Origin of the sequence: Aeromonas sp. QDB14, assembly GCF_027707845.1 — a bacterium.
Lineage (GTDB): Bacteria > Pseudomonadota > Gammaproteobacteria > Enterobacterales > Aeromonadaceae > Aeromonas > Aeromonas caviae.
Map to the genome: position 1 here is coordinate 51,966 of NZ_JAPCJD010000001.1, position 21,495 is coordinate 73,460.

The following is a 21,495-nucleotide window of genomic DNA, read 5'->3' on the forward strand; positions in this document are numbered from 1 at the left end:
TTTTGAATCGAAAAGCTCTACAAGCCGTGGCTTTTGTTGTATGATTCCGCGATTTTTTTGGCGCCGGTTAGAGGAGATAATAATGAAAGTCGTTGAAGTCAAACACCCCCTGGTCAAGCACAAGATCGGCCTGATGCGCGAAGGCGACATCAGCACCAAGCGTTTCCGTGAACTGGCCAAGGAAGTGGGCAGTTTGTTGACCTACGAAGCGACCTCTGACTTCGAAACCGAAAAAGTGACCATCGATGGCTGGAACGGCCCTGTGGAAGTCGACCAGATCAAGGGCAAGAAGGTCACCGTGGTGCCCATCCTGCGCGCCGGTCTTGGCATGATGGACGGGGTGCTTGAGCACATGCCGAGCGCCCGCGTGAGCGTGGTCGGTATCTATCGCGATGAAGAGACCCTGCAGCCTGTCCCCTACTTCGAGAAGATCGTCAGCAACATCGAAGAGCGTCTGGCCCTGGTCATCGACCCCATGCTGGCCACCGGCGGCTCCATGATCGCCACCATCGATCTGCTCAAGAAGAAAGGTTGCCAGTCCATCAAGGTGCTGGTGCTGGTTGCCGCCCCCGAAGGCATCAAGGCCCTGGAAGCCGCTCACCCGGACGTGGAGCTGTTCTGTGCCTCCATCGACCAGGGGCTGAACGAGAAGGGCTATATCGTCCCGGGTCTGGGGGATGCCGGCGACAAGATCTTCGGCACCAAGTAAGCATCACCCCATCGCCGCGCCCAAGGCGCGCAAACGGAGCCGGCACCCTGCCGGCTCCGCTGTTTCTCCCCCCTTTGCTTGCTGCCATGCGCGCCTTGCCGCTACCATAAGCACCATCCCCCATTTCGAGAATCTTCTTTATGCTGAAACGCTTAGCGACTCTCCTCTGCTGCTGTCTGCCACTCGTGGTGTCGGCCGCCCAGGTAACCGACCTCTATCAGGGCAAGGCTCCCACCAGTGGCGACATGACGGCCGCCCAGTCCCAGGCGCTGGGGGATGTGCTCGTCAAGGTGACGGGCAAGCGCGATATCCTCACCCAGCCGGATGTGGTGAAGGCCCTGGCGGCGCCGGCGGATTACGTGCAGCAATACAGCTATCAGGACATCGGCTCGGTCAAGTTTCTCAAGGCGGATTTCAATGTGGCCAAGGTGAACGCCCTGGTTGGCCAGAGCAAGTTTGCCCTGCTTGGCCCGGTGCGGCCGCAGGTCGCTATCTGGCTGGTGGTCGACGAAGGGGAGCGGCGCATTCTGCCGGATCAGTCCGGCGATGGCTGGTCCGAGGCGCTGCGTGCCCAGACCCAGGCCATGGGGCTGCCGGTCAGTCTCCCGCTGATGGACTTGGATGACAACATGGCGGTCAATGCCACCGATGTCTGGGGCCGCTTTGCCGATCCCGTGCTCCAGGCGAGCCAGCGTTACGGCGCCGAAATGGTGGTGCTCGGCAAACTGAGCCCGGAGGGGGAGGCCTGGAGCATCGACTGGGGTCTTTATGGGTCCAAGCCGGGGGCGCAGGCAGGAGAGCTGACCGAGCTGACCAAGGGCTCGGGTTCAGGTACCCAGGCCGAGGTGGCAAAGGGCTTTGCCGATGCCCTGGCCGGTTGGCTGGTACAGCAGTACGGTACCCGTCTCTCCGGTGTCGCCTCCAGCCAGACCCTGGTGGTGGAGGGGCTGTCCGACATCGATGGCATGATCCAGATCCAGAAGCTGCTGCAGGGGATGGCCAGTGTCACCAAGGTGGCCATCGGCAAGTTGGAAGGGGACAAAGTGACCTTCAACCTCTCGCTGCAGGGGGACAAGGCCGAGCTGGTGAGGGGGTTGCAACTTGAGAGCCGCCTGCATCAGGTGGAAGACAACGAGAGCGGCCTGCGCTATCAATGGTCGCAGCCCTGATCCCGGGGAAGGATCCTGACCGCCCGGCATGGTCCGGGCGGTTCTCTATCTGCCCCGCTGGTGATACACTTGCCCGCAAATATCACAGTCAAAGCCCAACGAGTGAAGCAACCGGCCCAACTGTCTTTAGCCGTACAACTACCGGATGATGAAACCTTCGTCAGTTTTTATCCCGGCAACAACGCCCATCTGATCACCGCCCTCAAGAATGCGGCCATCGGTCAGGGCTCGCCCTTCCTCTATTTCTGGGGAGCCAAGGGGTCGGGCCGCTCCCATCTGCTCCATGCCACCTGTGCCGAGGTCAACGCCCGCGACGCGGCGGCGGCCTATCTCTCCCTCGATCAGTTCGAACAGCTTGACCCCAGCATGCTCGATGCTTTGGAGAGCCTGCCCCTGGTCTGTCTCGACAGCCTGGAGGCGATCGCCGGCAACGCCCTGTGGGAGCGGGCCCTGTTCGACTTCTACAATCGCTGGAAGGAGAAGGGGGAGGGGACGCTCATCGTTACCGGCTGCAGCGCGCCACGCAAGCTGGGGCTGCAACTACCGGATCTCGCGTCCCGTCTCGACTGGGGAGTGAGCTTCCACCTCGACGAGCTGGACGACGAGGGCAAACTCAGCGCCCTGCAACTGCGCGCCGAGCTGCGGGGTTTCAAGCTGCCCATCGACGTGGGCCGTTTCCTGCTCAACCGCCTCTCCCGCGACATGCGCACCCTGCTTGCCACCCTCAATCGTCTCGATAACGCCTCCTTCCGTGCCAAGCGCAAGCTGACCATCCCTTTCGTCAAAGAGATCCTCGAGCTCTGAAAACCTATCCCATTAGGCTAACTTATTCGCCATTTTGAACCTGGGCAGTGCTCGAAATCTTCACGTACTACAGTACGCTCCGGTTTCTGCGCGCTGTCCGTGTTCAAACTGCCTTCAACGATTACGCCTACTGGGATAGGTTCTAAGCCCCATAACGACAAACCCCGGGACTTGGCCGGGGTTTGTTTGCGAGCATTACACAGCTATCAGTGGAACTGATCCTCTTCGGTGGAGCCGGTCAGCGCGGTCACCGAGGACTGGCCGCCCTGAATGACGGTGGTCACCTTGTCGAAGTAACCCGTACCCACTTCCTGCTGGTGTGCCACGAAGGTGTAGCCACGCTCGGCAGCGGCGAACTCGGGCTGCTGCACCATCTCGACATAGTGCTTCATCCCCTCGCCACGGGCGTACTGGTAGGCCAGCTCGTACATGTGGAACCACATGTTGTGGATACCCGCCAGGGTGATGAACTGGTACTTGTAGCCCATGTCGGACAGCTCCTGCTGGAAGCGGGCGATGGTGGCATCGTCCAGGTTCTTCTTCCAGTTGAAGCTCGGGGAGCAGTTGTAGGCTAGGATCTTGTCCGGGTACTGGGCCTTGATGGCCTCGGCAAATTTGCGCGCCTCGTCCAGATCGGGCTTGGCGGTCTCGCACCACACCATGTCGGCGTAAGGGGCGTAGGCCAGGCCGCGGGAGATGGCCTGCTCGATGCCGGCCTGCACCTTGTAGAAGCCTTCTGAGGTGCGCTCACCGGTCAGGAAGCCGGCATCGTAGGGATCGGCATCCGTGGTCAGCAGATCCGCTGCGTTGGCGTCGGTGCGGGCGATCACCAGGGTGGTGGTGCCGCAGACATCTGCCGCGAGGCGAGCCGCAACAAGCTTTTGCACCGCTTCCTGGGTCGGGACCAGTACCTTGCCGCCCATGTGGCCGCACTTTTTCACGGACGCGAGCTGATCTTCGAAGTGCACGCCGGCGGCGCCCGCTTCAATCATCCCCTTCATCAGCTCGAAGGCGTTCAGCACGCCGCCGAAACCGGCTTCCGCATCCGCTACTATGGGCAGGAAGTAGTCGATGAAGCCTTTGTCCTCTGGTCCAACCTTGTTGGCCCACTGGATCTGGTCGGCCCGGGCGAAGGAGTTGTTGATGCGCTCCACCACGGAGGGGACGGAGTTGGCCGGGTAGAGGGACTGATCCGGGTACATGGTGGAGGAGAGGTTGTTGTCCGCCGCCACCTGCCAGCCGGAGAGATAGATGGCTTCGATGCCGGCCTTGGCCTGCTGCACCGCCTGGCCGCCGGTCAGGGCGCCGAGGCAGTTTACATAGCCTTTCTTGGCGCCGCCGTGGATCAGCTCCCACAGTTTGTCGGCGCCGCGTTGGGCCAGAGTGTGTGCCGGCTGCAGGCTGCCACGCAGGTTCACCACGTCCTCGGCGCTGTAGCCGCGCTTGATCCCTTTCCAGCGGGGGTTTTCTGCCCAGTCTTTCTCGATAGCCTGGATCTGTTGCTCACGGGTCAGTGCCATATCAGTTCCCTCTTTCATTGATTTCACGTTTCCATTGACTTGTTATGGGGGCCGTTACCGGCCCGGGTCTCACAGCCGCTCGTAGCCGGGCAGCGTCAGAAAATCGATGAGTGTGTCGGCGCAGGTGATCTCGTCCATCAGGGCGCTCGCCTCGGCGAAACGGCCCGATTGCCAGCGGGCCTCGCCCACTTCGCCTCTGACCACCTCCTGCTCCTCGGCCAGCATCTGGCGGAACAGCGCCTTGGTCACCGCCTGACCATTGGAGAGGGTCTTGCCGTGGCGGATCCACTGCCAGATGGAGGTGCGGGAGATCTCGGCGGTGGCGGCATCTTCCATCAGTCCGTAGATGGGCACGCAGCCATTGCCGTTGATCCAGGCTTCCAGGTATTGCAGGGCGACGCGGATATTGGTGCGCATACCCGCCTCGGTGCGATCACCCTCACAGGGGGCCAGCAGGTCGGCGGCGGTGATGGGGGCATCCTGCTCGCGCAGCACGCCGATCTGGTTCTGGGCACCCGCCGGAATGGTGGCGTTGAACACCGCCATGGCGGTGTCGGCGAGGCCGGGGTGGGCGACCCAGGTGCCATCGTGGCCGTTGTCGGCCTCGCGCTGCTTGTCCGCGTGCACCTTGGCAAACACCTGTTCGTTGACTGCCGCGTCCTTGGCTGGAATAAAGGCAGCCATGCCCCCCATCGCCAGCGCGCCGCGCTTGTGGCAGGTCTTGATAAGGAGTCGCGAGTAGGCAGAGAGGAACGGCTTGTCCATGGTCACCACCTGACGATCCGGCAGGACGCGATCCGGGTGATTCTTCAAGGTCTTGATATAGCTGAAGATGTAATCCCAGCGGCCGCAGTTGAGGGCGACGATGTGCTCCTTCATCTGATAGAGCAGCTCGTCCATCTCGAATACTGCCGGCAGGGTTTCGATGAGCACGGTGGCCTTGATGGTACCGCGGGGCAGACCGAATTTGTCCTCGGTCCAGGCGAACACCTCGCTCCACCAGCGCCCTTCCAGATGGCTCTGCAGCTTGGGTACGTAGAAGTAGGGACCGGATCCCTTGGCCAGCAACGCCTTGTGGTTGTGCAGGAAATAGAGGGCGAAGTCGAACAGGCCGCCGGGAATGGGGGCACCATCAAAGGTGACGTGCTTCTCCGGCAGATGCAGACCGCGAACCCGGCAGATGAGCACGGCCGGGTTGGGATTCAGGGTATAGGCCTTCCCCTCCGGGCTCTGGTAGGCAATGGTGCCGTTGACCGCATCGCGCAGGTTGATCTGGCCCTCGATCACCTTGTTCCAGGCCGGGGCCAGGGAGTCCTCGAAGTCGGCCATGAAGACCTTGACGTTGGCGTTGAGGGCATTGATCACCATTTTGCGCTCGACCGGGCCGGTGATCTCCACACGGCGGTCCTGCAGATCGGCGGGAATGCCGCGCACCGTCCAGTCACCATCGCGAATATGGGCGGTCTCTGGCAGGAAGTCCGGCAACTCGCCGCCATCGATACGGGCCTGGCGTGCGACTCGCTGCTTCAGCAGCTCATAGCGTTGGGGAGCGAAACGTTCCACCAGTTCGGACACCAGGGCCACCGCATCCGGCGTCAGGATCTGCGCGTAATCGGGAAGCATCTCGCCTTGAATGCGCAGGCGGGGGCTGCTGATGGTCTGGGCCGGTGCCGACATAGTGGGTACTCCTCCAAAAGTTACATTTTGAATTTATTAACTACGACTAACGTCTATATCCCTTTCTTTCAAACTCCCCGTAACAGCGGGGTAACACGATTCATAAGGTGCAAAAGAATGGCGGATTCGTCAACTTGATTTTTAAAACAGGTGTTTTTTGATGATAGTTAAGATGCTGTTTTAAATGGATTTATGTGATTAGTGCAAAAGCTCTTTGCAGATGGTTATGCTCTTGGGTTGCCGGGGCGGCAGGGGGGAGGATTTCGGTAGAGGGGATGGGTTAAAAATGTAATTAATTACGTAATAAAATTACAAATGCAAAAACAAATCCCGACACTACTCCAAGCTTTGCAAAAACAGCTGTATGAAATGCCTTCGTTCAATCCAGCCTGCATGGGGGCTATGAAGTAACCGGGTAGTGAACTGGCGTTTAAAACTAAAATGTCAAATTGAGTCAAAATGGCGAAGGCGAACAGGAGAGAGGGAAATGACGAGCAATAACGTAGGTTTGTATCAAGGCGTGTCCATGAAGGAGAGGGAGGTTGGAACGCAGCAGATGGTCAATTAAACTGATTTTTGAATAAAAACCAGCATTTTGTCGTTATTTGCGGTGGCGGTCTGTTGGGCTGGGTCAAGGGCTGTGCCGGACAGCAAAACCGGCGTCTTGAACCGCACTATGGCACGGGATCGTCTCAGTAATCTTCATCCGGGGCGGCGAGATCGATCACATCGAGGTGCACTGAACTGCCAAACCCGTGCTCTGCGGAATCGAGCTCGGAGGGCGTGGGGGAGATCAGGGGCTGAACGGGATGGGAGTCAACAGCTTGGGTCATGGATGCTTGCCTCATTGATTGCAAGCCGGTCGGTGATTCCATCACCCTAGTGTCCACCTCCCTGTTTTTATGGCCGGCGGAAAAGTTGCGTATCCTAGCGGCACTTTATGAAAGCTTCAAGTGGTTCTGTATAAAATTCATGCCAATAAAAAGCGGCGACCCGATGAACGGGGGAGGCGAGAGGAAAAAGAGGCAAGCGTCGGGCGTGCAGGCAAAAAAATAGCCCAGTCGTTTGACTGGGCTATTTTCGGGGATTTTGGTCGGTGTGAGAGGATTCGAACCTCCGACCCTCTACACCCCATGCAGATGCGCTACCTGGCTGCGCTACACACCGACGGGGTCAGCTCGGCTGACGGGGAGGAAGTCTAATCGGATGATTTGGCGGGCGCAACTCCTTTTTTATCAGGGAGATGCCGACTGCTTCTTTATTGTTCAGCCAAGATGCAACTTGGGCCCCGGCCGGAGTTTTGGCATAATCGCCGCCCCCTTAGGCGGGCACAGGGTGGCGAACACCCAACTCGGGGCGTTCCGATGTCGCCGGGGCCTTTGGCCTCTCTTTCATTGACAGCATCTTCTGCCGTGGGCTACCGGCTAGCGCGAGGGGGAAGGGGCCCGGTGTGCCCAGGGCCGGGACGCAGCAATCCGGGAGTGCGCGGCCGATGCCGTGCAGGGGCCAGGCAAGCCGACATCATATCGACGAGAGGATCAGGGCGTGAAACCATCTGAAGTTGCAGCACAGATCAGCCAGCGCGAGCAGGACGAACGCTGGATGCGCCATGCCATGGCCCTGGCCGCCAGGGCGGAGGGGATAGGCGAGATCCCGGTAGGCGCCGTGCTGGTGCTGGGGGACAAGATAGTGGCAGAGGGGTGGAATCGCTCCATCAGCGAGCACGACGCCTGCGCCCATGCCGAGGTGATGGCGCTTCGGGAAGCGGGCAAGCAGCTTGAAAACTATCGCCTGCTCGACACCACCCTCTATGTGACGCTGGAGCCCTGCTGCATGTGTGCCGGCGCCCTCATCCACAGCCGGGTCAAGCGGGTGGTCTATGGTGCCCGGGATTTGAAGACGGGGGCGGCAGGCTCTGTGTTCGACATCCTGCTGGATCCCCGCCACAACCACCAGGTGGTACTGACGGGGGAGGTGCTCGCCGACGCCTGCTCGGCCCAGCTGTCGGATTTCTTCAAGCGGCGCCGCGCCGAGAAGAAGGCGGCCAGACTCGCCGCGAAAGAGGCGCTTCCTCAAGATGACAGCGGGGCCTGATGGCCCCGTTTGCTTTTATTTCACTGCCAGACCGGCTGCCTGCTTCCCACCGAATATCAACTGCCACCCCTGCGATGAAGCCCGCGCTCTTTGCCGCTGTTGATGTAACAAAACTGTCATGCATCCGCCATATAATGCCGCCAAGCCTAGCTCACATTGAGGTCTTGCATGTCATCGGAATCGTTAAATCTGGTCATGGCGGGCAGTAGAAAACGCCGGATCAAGGATAAATTGGCCAAATATGGCGTCACCACAGGGGGAGCCCTGGTGCTGGTGGCGCTGTTGCTTATCTTCTTCTACCTGCTCTATGTGGTGAAGCCCATCTTCAATGGCGCCAGCATGGAGAGCACCGCTTCCTTCAGCCTGCCCATCAAGGGCAAGACCGCCTGGCTCGGGGTCGAGGAGCAAAACGAGATAGGTTACCGCTTCAGCGACCAGGGGAAGGTCAAATTCTTTGCCGTGCAACCGGATGGCAAGATCAAGACCGGACAGGTGATTGGCGAGGCGCAGGTGAACGGCGAGATCACGGCGGTCGCGCCGCCTGCGCCGGGCCAGAAACTCATCGCCTATGGGTTTGCCGACGGCAAGGCTCAGGTGGTGCAACCCTATTTCAAGATCTCCTATCCCAATGACGTGCGCGTCATCGAGCCCAGCCTGCAATATCCCTTCGGCGAGACCCCCGTGGTGATCGATCCCCAGGGCAAGGCGCTGACGCGCATGGTCTTCGAGGCGACCAAGGACAAGATGGCGACCGCGGCCGTGACCGAAGATGGTCGTGGTGTGCTGATGGTGATGAGCGGCGAGGAGAACTTCCTCTCCGGCGAAATCGAGTGGAGCAACCAGACCTACACCATTCCGTCCCTGCCACGCCATGTTGACCAGATGCTGCTGACCCCGAACCTGCGCCTGTTGTTCGTGCGCGAGGGCAACCGCCTGTCGGTCTATGACATCCACAACCTGAGCGACATTTCCCTGCGCAATGTCATGGAGATCAACGCCCCCAATGCCAGCGTGACCCAGGTGGCCCTGCTCTCCGGTGCGTCTTCCCTGCTGGTGGGCAACGATAACGGCGTCATCTCCCAGTGGTTCGAGGTGGCAAAGGATGGCAAGCGCCAGTTCACCCAGATCCGTGACTTCAAGAGTGACGCGCCGGTCGCCCTGCTGACCCCCGAGCACTTTCGCAAGGGCTTCATCAGCGCAGGCAGCGACGGCACCATCAACTTCTTCCATGCCACCGGCGAAGCCAAGCTGCTTGGCGAGAAGATTGACGGGGGCAACCTGGCTGCCGTTGCCATCTCTCCTCGCCACAACCTGCTGTTGACCCAGCAGGGGGATGACTTCAAGGTCTTTGACGTCGAGAACGATCACCCCGAGGTAACCTGGTCTGCCCTCTGGCAACAGGTGTGGTATGAAGGCTATCCCGAGCCCCAGTACGTGTGGCAGTCCACCTCCGCCAGCAACGACTTCGAAGCCAAGCTGAGCCTGGTGCCCCTGGTGTTCGGTACCCTGAAAGCCTCCTTCTATGCCATGGTGTTCGCGGTGCCGCTCGGCGTCGCCGGCGCCATCTATACCGCCTACTTCATGTCGGCGGGGCTGCGCAAATACGTCAAGCCGACGGTGGAGATCATGGCGGCGCTGCCGACCGTCATCCTCGGCTTCCTGGCGGGTCTGTGGCTCGCGCCCATCATCGAAGGGGCCCTGCCCGGGGTGATCCTGCTGCTGATCCTGCTGCCCATGGGCATGCTGCTCACCGCTCTGGTGTGGAACTATCTGCCGGAGCGCGGCCGCACCTGGCTGCCGGAAGGCTGGCACGCCATCCTGCTCATCCCTGTGCTGCTGTTCATCGGATGGGGCGCCTTCGCCTTGAGCCCCATCATCGAGAACGCCTTCATGCACGGTGATTCGCGCATCTGGCTGACCCACGACATGGGCATCAAGTTTGACCAGCGCAACTCCCTGGTGGTCGGTATCGCCATGGGCTTTGCGGTCATCCCCACCATCTTCTCCATCGCCGAAGACGCGGTCTTCTCGGTGCCCAAGCACCTGACCCAGGGCTCGCTTGCGCTGGGGGCGACCCCGTGGCAGACCCTGAGCCGGGTGGTGATCCTCACCGCGAGCCCGGGCATCTTCTCGGCGGTGATGATGGGCCTTGGCCGCGCCGTGGGCGAGACCATGATCGTGCTGATGGCCACCGGCAACACCCCCATCATGGACTTCTCCATGTTCCAGGGGCTGCGGACCCTGGCGGCGAACATCGCGGTGGAGATGCCGGAATCGGAAGTGGGCAGCTCCCACTACCGGGTGCTCTTCCTCGCCGCCTTCGTGCTGTTTGTGTTCACCTTCTTGTTCAATACCCTGGCCGAATTCGTCCGCCAGCGGTTGCGTGAAAAGTACAGCTCTCTGTAAGGACTAAGGAATCGACAATGGGTAAGTGGTTTAAATCGGGGGCCCCCTGGATCTGGATGACGGGGGGCGCCGTCAGCCTGAGTCTGGTGGCCGTACTGGGTCTGTTGTTGCTGATTGGCTGGCGTGGTCTGGTCTATTTCTGGCCCCATCCCATCTATGAGTGGCAACTTGAAGATGCAAGCGGCAACAAGAGCGTCCTGATTGGCGAGATCAACGACCGGGAGCTGGTGCCGGTGGAGCGCCTGCGCGCCGCAGGCCAGGCGCTGAAAGGGGAGGATCGCGAAGAGATCACCCGTTATCTGGTCAAGACCGGCAACCGGGAGTTCGTGGACCTCGATTTTCGCTGGGTGCTGGAGACCGATATCAAATCGCGCACCCAGCCGGCGGAGCTCGCCATGGTGGAACGCGCCACCAACGGCAACTTCTATGGTTACATCACCTCGGTGAAGGAAGATGGCCAGGAGCTGACCACGGATCTGCATCCCGCCTTGCAGCGGGTGCTGGCCCGTGCCAACGGCCTCTCAAGCCAAGCCAACGACCTGCAAAAAGGGGCCATCGGCAGCATCAACTATCAGCTGGAGCGCCTGCGCCTGAAAGAGCGCAAGGCCGAGCTGGATGACAAGTTGACCGATCAGCTTAAAGCCGAGCTGGCGAGCGAGCGTCAGGCGCTCAACGACCGTTATCAGGTGCTGGAGAAAGAGCTCTTCTCCCTGCGTACCCAGGCGGACAGAGACAGCATCACCGTCAAGGACATGCGCGGCGAACTGGTGACCATGCCCATGTCCCGGGTGCTGGATGTGGTCTGGCCCAACGACATGAGCCTGATGGCCAAGGTGGGTCACTGGTTCCACCAGATAGGCAAGTTCGTCTCCGATGACCCCCGGGAGGCGAACACCGAGGGCGGCGTTTTCCCGGCCATCTTCGGCACCGTCTTCATGGTGATCCTGATGGCCATCATCGTGACCCCGCTCGGGGTGGTGGCGGCGGTCTACCTGCACGAGTACGCGGGCAAGAACAGCCTGACCAAGATCATCCGTATCGCGGTGATCAACCTGGCGGGGGTGCCCTCCATCGTCTACGGCGTGTTTGGTCTGGGCTTCTTCGTCTACACCCTGGGGGGCAGCATCGACCGCCTCTTCTATCCGGAAGCGCTGCCGAGCCCGACCTTCGGTTCCCCCGGAGTCATCTGGTCAGCCCTGACCCTGGCCATCCTGACCCTGCCGGTGGTGATCGTCTCCACCGAAGAGGGGCTGGCCCGGATCCCGAGCACCATTCGCCAGGGTTCGCTGGCGCTGGGTGCTACCCAGGCCGAGACCCTCTGGCGCATCGTGCTGCCCATGGCCAGCCCGGCCATCATGACCGGCCTTATCCTGGCGATTGCCCGTGCGGCGGGCGAGGTGGCGCCGCTAATGCTGGTGGGGGTGGTGAAGCTTGCTCCCACGTTGCCGATGGACGGCAACTTCCCGTACCTGCACGTGGAGCGCAAGTTCATGCACCTGGGCTTCCACATCTATGATGTGGGCTTCCAGAGCCCGAACGTCGAGGCGGCGCGTCCTCTGGTCTACGCCACCTCCTTCCTGCTGGTGACGGTGATCGTCGGCCTCAACCTGACGGCGATCGGTATTCGTAACCACCTGCGCGAGAAATTCCGGTCGCTGGAACATTAATCCAGCCATTACAGAGACGGGCAGGGACCTTCCCTGCCAACCAGATATTCCGGCAGCGGGCAAGACGTTTGCCCGCTGCCACCAAGAGAATTTGAGGTAAACAGATGATCAACGTAACACCGAGTTCGGCCCCGCACACCGCCACCGACCTGCTCAACCTGACCCCGGAGCAGACTGCGCTGGAGGTGAAGGATCTCAACCTGTACTACGGCAACAAGCAGGCGCTGTTCAACGTCAACATGAAGATCCCCAAGGGTCAGGTCACCGCCTTCATCGGCCCGTCCGGTTGCGGCAAGTCCACTTTGCTGCGCTGCATCAACCGGATGAACGATCTGGTGGAGATTTGCCGCATCGAGGGGGAGATCCAGCTGCACGGCCACAACATCTACGACAAGAGCGTGGATGTCTCCGCCCTGCGCCGCCAGGTGGGCATGGTGTTCCAGCGCCCCAACCCCTTCCCCAAGTCCATCTACGAGAACGTGGTCTACGGCCTGCGCCTGCAGGGCATCAATGACCGCCGTACTCTGGACGAGGCCGCCGAGCGTTCCCTGCGCGGTGCCGCCCTGTGGGAGGAAGTGAAGGATCGTCTGCACGACAACGCCTTCGGCCTCTCCGGTGGTCAGCAGCAGCGTCTGGTGATTGCCCGTGCCATCGCCATCGAGCCGGAAGTGCTGTTGCTCGATGAACCGACCTCGGCGCTGGACCCCATCTCCACCCTCACCATCGAGGAGCTCATCAACGAGCTCAAGAGCCAGTTCACCGTGGTGATCGTGACCCACAACATGCAGCAGGCGGCGCGGGTCTCGGATCAGACCGCGTTCATGTACATGGGGGAACTCATCGAGTACTCGAATACCAACACCATCTTCACCACCCCGGCCAAGAAGAAGACCGAAGACTACATTACCGGTCGTTACGGTTAAGGGATGCCGCTGATTGAGATGAGCAAGATGAGCATCAACAAACAGATTGGCAGTCAGTTCAACGGCTAAGGCATAATCGGAGCAACAAGGATTACTGGTATGGACAATATGAACCTCAACAAACACATCTCCGGTCAGTTCAATGCCGAGCTTGAGAGCGTGCGCAATCAGGTACTGGTGATGGGGGGGCTGGTGGAGAAGCAACTCACCGACGCCATCGCCGCCATCCATGGCCAGGATCTGGATGCGGCGCGCAAGATCGTGGCCAACGACCACAAGGTCAACGCCATGGAAGTGGCGATCGACGAGGAGTGCACCCGCATCATCGCCAAGCGTCAGCCCACCGCGTCCGACCTGCGGCTGGTGATGGCCATCATCAAGACCATCACGGATCTGGAGCGGATTGGCGACGTGGCGGACAAGATTGCCCGCATGCTGACCGACAACGCCAACAAGCCCCAGCCACCGCTGGTGTCGCTGGAGAACATGGGGCGTCGCACCATCAAGATGCTCCACGACGTGCTGGACGCCTTCGCCCGCATGGATCTGGATGCCGCCCTGGCGGTCTACAAGGAAGATGACAAGGTGGACCGGGAGTACGAGTCCATCATCCGCGAGCTGATGACCTACATGATGGAAGATCCGCGCACTATACCGCAGGTGCTGAACGTCTTGTGGGCGGCACGGGCCATCGAGCGGGTCGGTGATCGCTGCCAGCACATCTGCGAGTACATCGTCTACTACGTCAAGGGCAAGGATGTGCGTCACACTAAGGCCGATGACCTGAGCGATCTGCTGGGCAAGGGCTGATCGGGCGCCTTGAGTGGAGACTCCGTCGCGGCTGCACGATGGGAATCCAACCCTGATTGAATAAAAAGGCGCTTTGAGCGCCTTTTTCATTGCATGGCACGGCAGTTCAAGATAACGCCACCCAGCGGGCGCTTTTCTGCTAGAATATGGCCCCTGTGTGAGTCCCGGATGGAGTCACGGTCCGGTTTCCCGGGCCCAGTTTGCCGTCTTGTGCTAAGGCGGCTGTCGCAATAGGTTAATCATGAGTTTTGCCGATAGTTTGTTCTTTCTGATGCTGCTGGTCGCCGGCAGCGTGTTCTTCTCACTCTCCGAGATCTCCCTTGCCGCCTCCCGCAAGATCAAGTTGCAGGTGATGGCCGACGAGGGCAACCGCCACGCCGAGAAGGTGCTGGCATTGCAGGCCCAGCCGGGCAACTTCTTTACCGTGGTGCAGATAGGCCTCAATACCGTCGCCATCCTCGGCGGTATCCTGGGGGAATCCGCCCTCAATCCCGCCATCAGAGAGCTGATTGCTGGCTTCTATCAGGGGCCCTGGCTCGGCCAGATTAGCTCCGCGGCCTCGTTCGTCTTCGTCACCGGCATGTTCATCCTAATAGCGGACCTGATGCCCAAGCGCCTTGCCATGACCATGCCCGAGCGGATCGCCGTGGTGGTGGTGCGTCCCATGATGCTGTGCGTCACCTTGCTGATGCCGCTGGTGTGGCTGTTCAACGGCATGGCCAATGGCCTGTTCCGGCTGATGCGCATCTCCATGGTGCGCAACGACGAGATCACCTCCGACGATATTTATGCGGTGATGGATGCAGGTGCCGAAGCCGGTGTCATCCAGCGCGAGGAGCACCAGCTCATCGAGAACGTGTTCGAGCTCCAGTCCTTGGGTGTCACTTCCGCCATGACGGCGCGGGAGAGCCTCATCTACTTCACCCTGCAAGAGGGGGAGGAGAGCATCAAGGCGAAGATCGCCGAGCACCCCCACAACAAGTTCCTGGTGTGCGACCACAACCTCGACAGCATCAAGGGGTTCGTGGATGCCAAGGAGCTGCTGATCCGCGTCATCGGCGGCCAGAGCATCGATCTCAACAGCGGCTCCCTGGTGCAGAACGTCATCATCATTCCCGACACCCTCAACCTCTACGAGGCGATGGAGTACTTCAAGAACCATCGCGGCGATTTTGCGGTGGTGATGAACGAATACGCCCTGGTGGTGGGCATCGTCACCATGAATGACCTGATGAGCACCGTCATGGGGGAGTGGGCCACCCACGTGGTGGAAGAGCAGATCGTCCAGCGGGACGAGAACTCCTGGCTGGTGGACGGGGTGACCCCCATCTCCGACGTGATGCGCGCCTTCGACATCGAGGAGTTCCCGGAAAACCAGAACTACGAGACCATCGCCGGTTTCATCATGTACATGCTGCGCAAGATCCCCAAGCGCACCGACTCGGTCAAATATGCCGGTTACAAGTTCGAAGTGGTGGACATCGACAGTTACAAGATTGACCAGTTGCTGGTCACCCGGGTAGAACCTGCGAGCAATGAGAAGCCCGCTCAGGAATCCTAAAGGAGTTCGTTAGCAATCATGAAGATGAAGACTCATTCCCGTGCGCTGGCCTGTGTGGCGCTCGCCCTGGCACTGGGTGCCTGCAGCCAGAGCGCACCGCGCAAGCCAGTGACGCCTGCCAAACCCGTTACCCCCGAGCCTGCCGTGGTGGTCCCGCAGCAGGATCCCGATGCGGTGGTGCAAAGCGCCGTGGCAGAGCCCAGCCCGGTGTTCGACGAGGAGTATCACGGCCCGGATCAAGGGTCGCTTGAATCGGTCACCGCCCTGTTTGCCCGGGGTTACATCGAATCCGCCATGCGCGAGACCATGCTGGCGGCGGTGCACAGCGACTATCCGCTGCTCGGCATGCGGGACGTGCGTCTCACCGACCCTGTTGCCAAGTTCCTCACCTCGGCCCAGGCACGCACCACGGCCCACGACTACCTCTATGCCGGGGTGCAGCGTCGGCTGGGCCGCCCCCTCAGCCCCGCCCAGTGGGAGCAGATCTGGCAGGGCTATCCCCAGCAGGGCCGGGTCTCCGACTGGGTCAAGCAGACCAAGCGGGTGCTGGCCGGGCGCTGAGCCCCTGGTTATCGGCGGCTGTGCCCGCCTTGATCCCCTGTTTCACAAGAGGCCACCCCCCGGGGTGGCCTCTTGTCGTTTCAGTGCCTGCCCAGGTGATGCCTGTGCCGGGGAGATCTCCCTTTGCCGCCATCATCCTGAGCTTGCCCGGATTTGTTCGTAGCCCCCGATTGCCTCTTGTTCTACTTTGGGTCATGATATTTGGGATTTCTAGCCGTCTAGATGTTTTGATGGCTTAATGTGGTTTCACACAATAAACACCCGTCATGGCGGGGAGACGCAGAGAGACAGAGATGGACAAGCAGGATTTGTGGGTACTCGATGGCGGTATGGGCCGTGAACTGGCGCGGCGTGGTGCGCCGTTCCGTCAACCGGAGTGGTCGGCGCTGGCGTTGATGGAAGCGCCCGAGACGGTGCGCGAGGTACACCAGGCCTATGCGACGAGCGGTGCCCGGGTGATCACTACCAACAGCTATGCCCTGGTGCCCTTCCACATCGGCGAGGCGCGCTTTGCCGCCCAAGGGGAGGCACTTGCAGCTCTGGCCGGGCAACTGGCCCGAGACGTGGCCGACGAGCAGGGGGGAGCCGTCAAGGTGGCCGGCTCCTTGCCGCCGCTCTTTGGCTCCTATCGTGCGGACCTCTATCAGGCCGAGCGGGTGAGCGAGCTGGCGACACCGCTTATCCGTGCCCTGTCACCCCATGTGGATCTCTGGCTGGCGGAGACCATGAGCCTCATCGCCGAGCCCCTGGCCCTCAAGGCCCTGCTGCCCGAGGACGGCAAGCCGTTCTGGGTCTCCTTTACTCTGGAAGACGAAGCGCCGGGCAGCGAGCCCACCCTGCGCTCCGGCGAGCGGGTGGCGGATGCCGTGACCGCGTTGGCGTCGGCCGGGGTGGATGCCATCCTGTTCAACTGCTGCCAGCCCGAGGTGATTGAAGGGGCGCTCAAGGTGGCCGTCGCCGCGTTGCAGGTTCAGGGGCGCACCGACGTTCGCCTCGGCGCCTATGCCAACGCCTTCCCGCCCCAGCCCAAGGAGGCGACTGCCAATGACGGTCTGGACGAGATCCGCGGCGATCTGGGGCCGCTGGATTACCTCGGCTGGGCCGAGCGCTGGCGCAGAGCCGGGGCAAACCTCATCGGCGGCTGCTGCGGCATCGGTCCGGAACACATCGAGGCGCTGGCCAGCCGGCTGCGTTAAGGAGCGCCCATGAAAGAGAGCAAGATCGGGCTCTGGTCCCTCACTGCGCTGGTGTTCAGCTCCATGGTGGGGGCCGGCATCTTCAGCCTGCCCCAGAACATGGCCGATGTGGCGGGCGCCCGCGCCGTGCTGATCGGCTGGGCCGTCACCGGGGTCGGCATACTGGCGCTGGCCATGAGCTTCCTTTACCTGTCGCGGCTCAAACCCGAGCTCGACGGCGGCATCTACAGCTATGCCCGAGCCGGCTTTGGCGAGCTGGTGGGGTTCTTCTCCGCCTGGGGATACTGGCTCTGTGCCACCATCGGCGTGGTGGGATATCTGGTGATCGCCTTCGCGGCGCTGGGCAGCTTTGTCGACACGCCGGAGCGGGTCTGGTTTGGCGAGGGCAACACATTGGCAGCTTTTGTCGGCGAGTCCTGCATCCTCTGGGCGGTGCACCTGCTGGTGGCCCGCGGCGTGCAGCAGGCGGCCCTGTTCAATCTGGTGGCGACCCTGGCCAAGAGCCTGCCGCTGCTGCTGTTCATCCTGTTCGCCTGCTACTGGTTCGATCCGGTCACCTTTGCGGCGGATCAGGAGGGCAGCACCCTGGCGGTACCGGTCTCCGAGCAGGTGCGTAACACCATGCTCATCACCCTCTGGGTCTTCACCGGCATCGAAGGGGCAGCGGTGCTCTCGGCCCGGGCGAGAAACAAGCGGGATGTGGGCACCGCCACCGTGCTCGGCGTGGTGCTGGCGCTGCTGCTCTATGTGCTCATCTCGGTGCTGGCGCTCGGAATATTGAGCCGCCCGGAGCTTGCGGCCCTGCCCAACCCCTCCATGGCGGGACTGATGGCCCAGATGACCGGTTCCTGGGGCAAGCTGCTCATCAGCGCCGGCCTCATCGTGTCGGTGCTCGCCTCCTACGTGAGCTGGACCCTCTTCTCGGCCGAGGTGCCGTTCAGCGCGGCGCGTCACGGGGCCTTCCCGGCCATCTTCCGGCGCGAGAACCGCAACGGCACCCCCATCGCCTCGCTCTGGCTCACCAGCCTGACCGTGCAGGGCTGCTTGCTGCTGGTGTGGCTGCTTGGCAAGGGGTACACCAACCTGCTGCTCATCTCCACCTCCATGATCCTGGTGCCCTACCTGCTCATCGGCCTCTTCCTGCTCAAGCTGGTCTTCAGTGGCAAGGGTGGGCAGGGCCGCGGCCTGATGCGGGTGGTGGCGCTGGTGTCGAGCGGTTATGGTTTCTGGCTGCTCTACGCCGCCGGGGTGGAGTACCTGCTGCTGTCGCTTCTGCTCTACGGGCCGGGTCTGCTGTTGTTTCTCTACAGCCGTCGCCAGCTCGGCGCCGAACAGCGGCTCAGCGGGCGCGAACGGCTGCTGGCCGGGGTGACGCTGCTGAGCCTGATCCCCGCCGTCTGGTCCTTCGTTCACGTCTGACCCGGGGGGTGTCCCTGTCATGAAAAAGAGCGCCCCTGGGCGCTCTATTTTTATCCTGGTCGGTGGGTCAACCGCTGGTGGGGCCCGCCGGTTTGCCAAACAGCACGGCGAGCTTTTGCCGCCAGGGGAGGCCCCGGGCCTCTTGCAGCATGTCGCGCCACTCGTGGAAGGTGAGGGTGAGCGGGTTGAAGCTGTGGATTGGCTTGGTGATGCCGAAACGGCACGGCTCGCCCAAGTCTTCTTCCACGAAGGTGCCAAACAGCCGGTCCCAGATGATGAGCACGCCGGCGAAGTTGCGATCGATGTATCTGGCGTTGCTGGCGTGGTGCACCCTGTGGTGGGAGGGGGTGTTGAAAATCCATTCAAGTTTGCCCAGCTTGCCCACCACCTGGGTGTGAACGAAGAACTGAAAACCCAGGCTCAAGAGTACGGTGGCCACCACCGCCTCGGGGGGGAAGCCGATGAGGATCATGGGGATCCAGAACAGCCACATGCCGGAGACCGGGTACATCAGGCTCTGGCGAAAGGCGGTGGAGAGGTTGAGCCGCTCCGAGCTGTGGTGCACCACGTGGGAGGCCCAGAGCCAGCGCACATGGTGGCTCGCGAAGTGGAATAGCCAGTAGCAGAGATCCTGCAACAGAAAGAGCAGCAAGAGGCTCCAGAGATTCAGTTCGATATCGAATAGTCGCCAGCCCCAGAGGGTGTCATAGAGATAGGCGATGGCAATGGCGGCCAGGGCATCGCCCCCCTGATGCATCAGTGCCAGGGTGGCATTGGCGAAGAGATCCTTCCACTGGTAGCCCGCCGTGGGATAGGCGGCGCCGTGTTTTCGCAGGTAGAGCATCTCCCAGCCGATGAAAACCAGAAAGAGGGGCGAGAGGTAGAGCAGGAGCAGTTGCACATCCATGTGAGCCATCCGGTTGGACCAGTTGGATGTCAGCATACCGGATGAATTTAAAATTTCATTAACATCCTTGCTCGTTGGCGTGGTGACAACCAGATGGCAAAAGGCTGCGGCAAGCAATGCGCCAGGGAGATGATCTGGGGGGAAGGCAAGCATAGAAGAGGGAGCCATGGGCTCCCTCTTCGTGTTGGTGCATCGCGGGTTATAGTACCTGGCTCAGGAACTGGCGCAGGCGCGGGGAGGGGGGATTGTCGAAGAAGTCGGTGGGTTTCTCGTCTACCAGCAGCTCGCCGCTCTCCATGAAGAGCACTCTGTCCGCCACTTCCCGGGCAAAGCCCATCTCGTGGGTCACCACCACCATGGTCATCCCTTCGCGGGCCAACCCCTTCATGACGTCCAGCACCTCTCCCACCATTTCGGGGTCGAGGGCGCTGGTAGGTTCGTCAAACAGCATGATGCGCGGCTGCATGGCGAGCGCCCGGGCGATGGCCACCCGCTGCTGCTGGCCGCCGGAGAGCTGGGAGGGGTAGCTCTGGGCCTTGTTGGAGAGACCGACCTTGAGCAGCAGGGCCTTGGCCCGCTCCTCAGCCTCCTGGCGAGAGAGCCCTCTCACCTTCTGGGGGGCCAGCGTGATGTTGTCCAGCACCGTCAGGTGAGGGAAGAGGTTGAAGGACTGGAACACCATGCCCACCTCTTCCCGCAGCTTGTTGACATCCCCGGGCTCGGTGAGGCTGATGCCGTCGACCACGATATTGCCATCGTTGATGGTCTCCAGCTGGTTGAGGGTGCGCAGGAAGGTGGACTTGCCCGAGCCGCTCGGCCCCACGATCACCACCACTTCCCCTTCGGTCACCTGGGTGCTGACGTTTTTCAGGGCGTGCACCTCGGTGCCGTAGAACTTCTCTACACCGGTCGCCTTGATGATGGGATCAGTTGCAGCGCGCATAGTTCACCTCCAGACGACGCACCGGGAAGGGGCAGGGAGTGCCGGTGATGGCAGAACGTTTCGACACCGATGGCGCCTTGATAACGGGATCAGTTGCTGCGCGCATATTTCACCTCCAGACGACGCACCAGGAAGGAGAGAGTGCCGGTCAGCACCAGATAGAGCAGAGCCACGGTGAACCACACCTCGAACGGGCTGAAGGTGGAGCTGACAACTTCGCGCCCCGCCTTGGTGAGATCCGTGATGGAGATGACGGAGACCAGAGAGGAGTCCTTGATGAGGTTGATGAACTGGCCCGCGAGCGGTGGCAGCACCCGTTTGAAGGCCTGAGGCAGGATGACGTAGCGCATGGTCTGGGCCGAGGTCATGCCAAGGCTTCTGCCCGCTTCCATCTGCCCCTTGTGAATGGAGCTGATGCCGGCGCGCACGATTTCCGCCACGTAGGCGCCGGTGAAGACCGCGAGCGCCGCCACACCAGCGGTGAATCGGTCGAGGTTCAGCACGGTGCCGATAAAGAAATAGACGATGAAGATCTGCACCAGCAACGGGGTGCCACGGATGAGCTCCACATAGGTCACGGCCAGGTTGCGCAGGGCCGGATTGGGGGAGAGGCGGGCCAGACCGGCCAGGGTGCCAAGCAGGATGGCGAAGATGCCCGCCACCAGGGAGAGCTTGACCGTGACCCAGACGCCCCAGGCAATGGGGCCGGCGGTCCAGCTCAGTTGCACATCCAGGGTATCGCCGAGGAAGACGGTATCCCCTTCAGCCAGCTGGGAGCCCTTGGGAGCGATGGCCTGACGGCGGCTGGGGTCGAGATCGTCTTGCAGGAAGAGCTGTCCCTTGTCCGCGACCACGGTGCCGTCAAACTCGGCATAGTGTTTCTGTTCTGCCTGATAGGCGATGTACTGGGGAATGCGTTCCCAGCGCCAGGTGTAATCCACTGCCTGCACGGCCTTGTAGATGCCGAAAATGGCGGCCAGCACCAGCAGCAGGAAGATCCCGTGCCAGAGCAGCTGATTGGGCTGTTTTTCCATCTGTCTTGTGAGTTTGGGGTTGATCACTGTCACAACCTCTTTTGTCGTTATCGTGTGGGGAGTCTGCGTGAAGGGGCGGCATGCCGCCCCTTTGA

Annotated in this window: 19 protein-coding genes and 1 tRNA gene; 12 read left to right on the forward strand and 8 right to left on the reverse strand. The window is 61.3% G+C overall.

The window, feature by feature from the left end:
- The first annotated feature begins 82 nt into the window (after nucleotides 1–82).
- From upp to hda, 3 genes are all read left to right on the forward strand, one after another.
- Nucleotides 83–709 carry a uracil phosphoribosyltransferase gene (gene upp / locus PG887_RS00250; RefSeq protein WP_005302745.1) on the forward strand — a complete coding sequence of 209 codons (627 nt, stop codon included), beginning with the start codon at nucleotides 83–85 and terminating at the stop codon, nucleotides 707–709.
- 140 nt (nucleotides 710–849) lie between these two features.
- Nucleotides 850–1,878 (forward strand): DUF2066 domain-containing protein, encoded by a 1,029-nt coding sequence (locus tag PG887_RS00255; RefSeq protein ID WP_270820978.1) that lies wholly within the window; start codon nucleotides 850–852, stop codon nucleotides 1,876–1,878.
- A gap of 102 nt (nucleotides 1,879–1,980) precedes the next feature.
- Complete coding sequence (gene hda / locus PG887_RS00260; RefSeq protein ID WP_010675272.1) at nucleotides 1,981–2,682, forward strand: DnaA inactivator Hda; 702 nt, start codon at nucleotides 1,981–1,983, stop codon at nucleotides 2,680–2,682.
- 206 nt (nucleotides 2,683–2,888) lie between these two features.
- On the opposite strand, the gene aceA is transcribed toward hda, so the two are convergent.
- From aceA to PG887_RS00280, 4 genes are all read right to left on the reverse strand, one after another.
- Nucleotides 2,889–4,202, reverse strand: coding sequence for an isocitrate lyase (gene aceA / locus PG887_RS00265; protein ID WP_041213155.1), 1,314 nt, complete (start codon nucleotides 4,200–4,202; stop codon nucleotides 2,889–2,891).
- A 69-nt stretch (nucleotides 4,203–4,271) separates the two neighbouring features.
- Nucleotides 4,272–5,879, reverse strand: coding sequence for a malate synthase A (gene aceB / locus PG887_RS00270; RefSeq protein ID WP_270820979.1), 1,608 nt, complete (start codon nucleotides 5,877–5,879; stop codon nucleotides 4,272–4,274).
- 692 nt (nucleotides 5,880–6,571) lie between these two features.
- Nucleotides 6,572–6,712, reverse strand: a complete 141-nt coding sequence (locus PG887_RS00275; RefSeq protein ID WP_201985114.1) for a hypothetical protein — start codon at nucleotides 6,710–6,712, stop codon at nucleotides 6,572–6,574.
- A 257-nt stretch (nucleotides 6,713–6,969) separates the two neighbouring features.
- Nucleotides 6,970–7,046 (reverse strand) — tRNA-Pro (locus tag PG887_RS00280).
- Nucleotides 7,047–7,424: 378 nt separating this feature from the next.
- Here PG887_RS00280 and tadA point away from each other — a divergent pair.
- The 9 genes from tadA (at nucleotide 7,425) to PG887_RS00325 (ending at nucleotide 18,516) form a co-directional block, all read left to right on the forward strand.
- Entirely contained in the window at nucleotides 7,425–7,973 is a 549-nt protein-coding gene (gene tadA, locus PG887_RS00285) for a tRNA adenosine(34) deaminase TadA (protein ID WP_103242896.1), read from the forward strand.
- 168 nt (nucleotides 7,974–8,141) lie between these two features.
- Nucleotides 8,142–10,379, forward strand: coding sequence for an ABC transporter permease subunit (locus tag PG887_RS00290; protein WP_113070044.1), 2,238 nt, complete (start codon nucleotides 8,142–8,144; stop codon nucleotides 10,377–10,379).
- A 17-nt stretch (nucleotides 10,380–10,396) separates the two neighbouring features.
- Nucleotides 10,397–12,046 carry a phosphate ABC transporter permease PstA gene (gene pstA / locus PG887_RS00295; protein WP_201985112.1) on the forward strand — a complete coding sequence of 550 codons (1,650 nt, stop codon included), beginning with the start codon at nucleotides 10,397–10,399 and terminating at the stop codon, nucleotides 12,044–12,046.
- Between the two features lie 104 nt (nucleotides 12,047–12,150).
- Entirely contained in the window at nucleotides 12,151–12,969 is an 819-nt protein-coding gene (gene pstB / locus PG887_RS00300; protein ID WP_010675264.1) for a phosphate ABC transporter ATP-binding protein PstB, read from the forward strand.
- A gap of 99 nt (nucleotides 12,970–13,068) precedes the next feature.
- Nucleotides 13,069–13,779 carry a phosphate signaling complex protein PhoU gene (gene phoU, locus PG887_RS00305; RefSeq protein ID WP_029314752.1) on the forward strand — a complete coding sequence of 237 codons (711 nt, stop codon included), beginning with the start codon at nucleotides 13,069–13,071 and terminating at the stop codon, nucleotides 13,777–13,779.
- A 241-nt stretch (nucleotides 13,780–14,020) separates the two neighbouring features.
- Nucleotides 14,021–15,340 carry a hemolysin family protein gene (locus PG887_RS00310; protein WP_029314751.1) on the forward strand — a complete coding sequence of 440 codons (1,320 nt, stop codon included), beginning with the start codon at nucleotides 14,021–14,023 and terminating at the stop codon, nucleotides 15,338–15,340.
- A gap of 18 nt (nucleotides 15,341–15,358) precedes the next feature.
- Complete coding sequence (locus tag PG887_RS00315) at nucleotides 15,359–15,901, forward strand: hypothetical protein (protein WP_042017561.1); 543 nt, start codon at nucleotides 15,359–15,361, stop codon at nucleotides 15,899–15,901.
- A 293-nt stretch (nucleotides 15,902–16,194) separates the two neighbouring features.
- Nucleotides 16,195–17,097, forward strand: a complete 903-nt coding sequence (locus tag PG887_RS00320) for a homocysteine S-methyltransferase family protein (RefSeq protein WP_039040257.1) — start codon at nucleotides 16,195–16,197, stop codon at nucleotides 17,095–17,097.
- A 9-nt stretch (nucleotides 17,098–17,106) separates the two neighbouring features.
- Nucleotides 17,107–18,516 carry a basic amino acid/polyamine antiporter gene (locus PG887_RS00325; protein ID WP_042864109.1) on the forward strand — a complete coding sequence of 470 codons (1,410 nt, stop codon included), beginning with the start codon at nucleotides 17,107–17,109 and terminating at the stop codon, nucleotides 18,514–18,516.
- A 67-nt stretch (nucleotides 18,517–18,583) separates the two neighbouring features.
- On the opposite strand, the gene PG887_RS00330 is transcribed toward PG887_RS00325, so the two are convergent.
- The 4 genes from PG887_RS00330 to PG887_RS00345 all read right to left on the reverse strand — a co-directional run bounded on the left by PG887_RS00330 (nucleotide 18,584) and on the right by PG887_RS00345 (nucleotide 21,400).
- Nucleotides 18,584–19,423: a sterol desaturase family protein gene (locus tag PG887_RS00330; RefSeq protein WP_039040283.1), complete on the reverse strand. Its 840-nt coding sequence runs from the start codon at nucleotides 19,421–19,423 to the stop codon at nucleotides 18,584–18,586.
- Nucleotides 19,424–19,622: 199 nt separating this feature from the next.
- Nucleotides 19,623–20,366 carry an amino acid ABC transporter ATP-binding protein gene (locus PG887_RS00335; protein WP_128343779.1) on the reverse strand — a complete coding sequence of 248 codons (744 nt, stop codon included), beginning with the start codon at nucleotides 20,364–20,366 and terminating at the stop codon, nucleotides 19,623–19,625.
- Nucleotides 20,350–20,472 carry a hypothetical protein gene (locus PG887_RS00340; RefSeq protein ID WP_257692682.1) on the reverse strand — a complete coding sequence of 41 codons (123 nt, stop codon included), beginning with the start codon at nucleotides 20,470–20,472 and terminating at the stop codon, nucleotides 20,350–20,352. The genes PG887_RS00335 and PG887_RS00340 overlap by 17 nt, the downstream gene beginning before the upstream one ends.
- On the reverse strand, nucleotides 20,456–21,400 hold the full coding sequence (locus tag PG887_RS00345) for an amino acid ABC transporter permease (RefSeq protein ID WP_041201654.1): 945 nt from the start codon (nucleotides 21,398–21,400) through the stop codon (nucleotides 20,456–20,458). Before PG887_RS00345 ends, PG887_RS00340 begins: the two co-directional genes overlap by 17 nt.
- Nucleotides 21,401–21,495 lie beyond the last annotated feature (95 nt).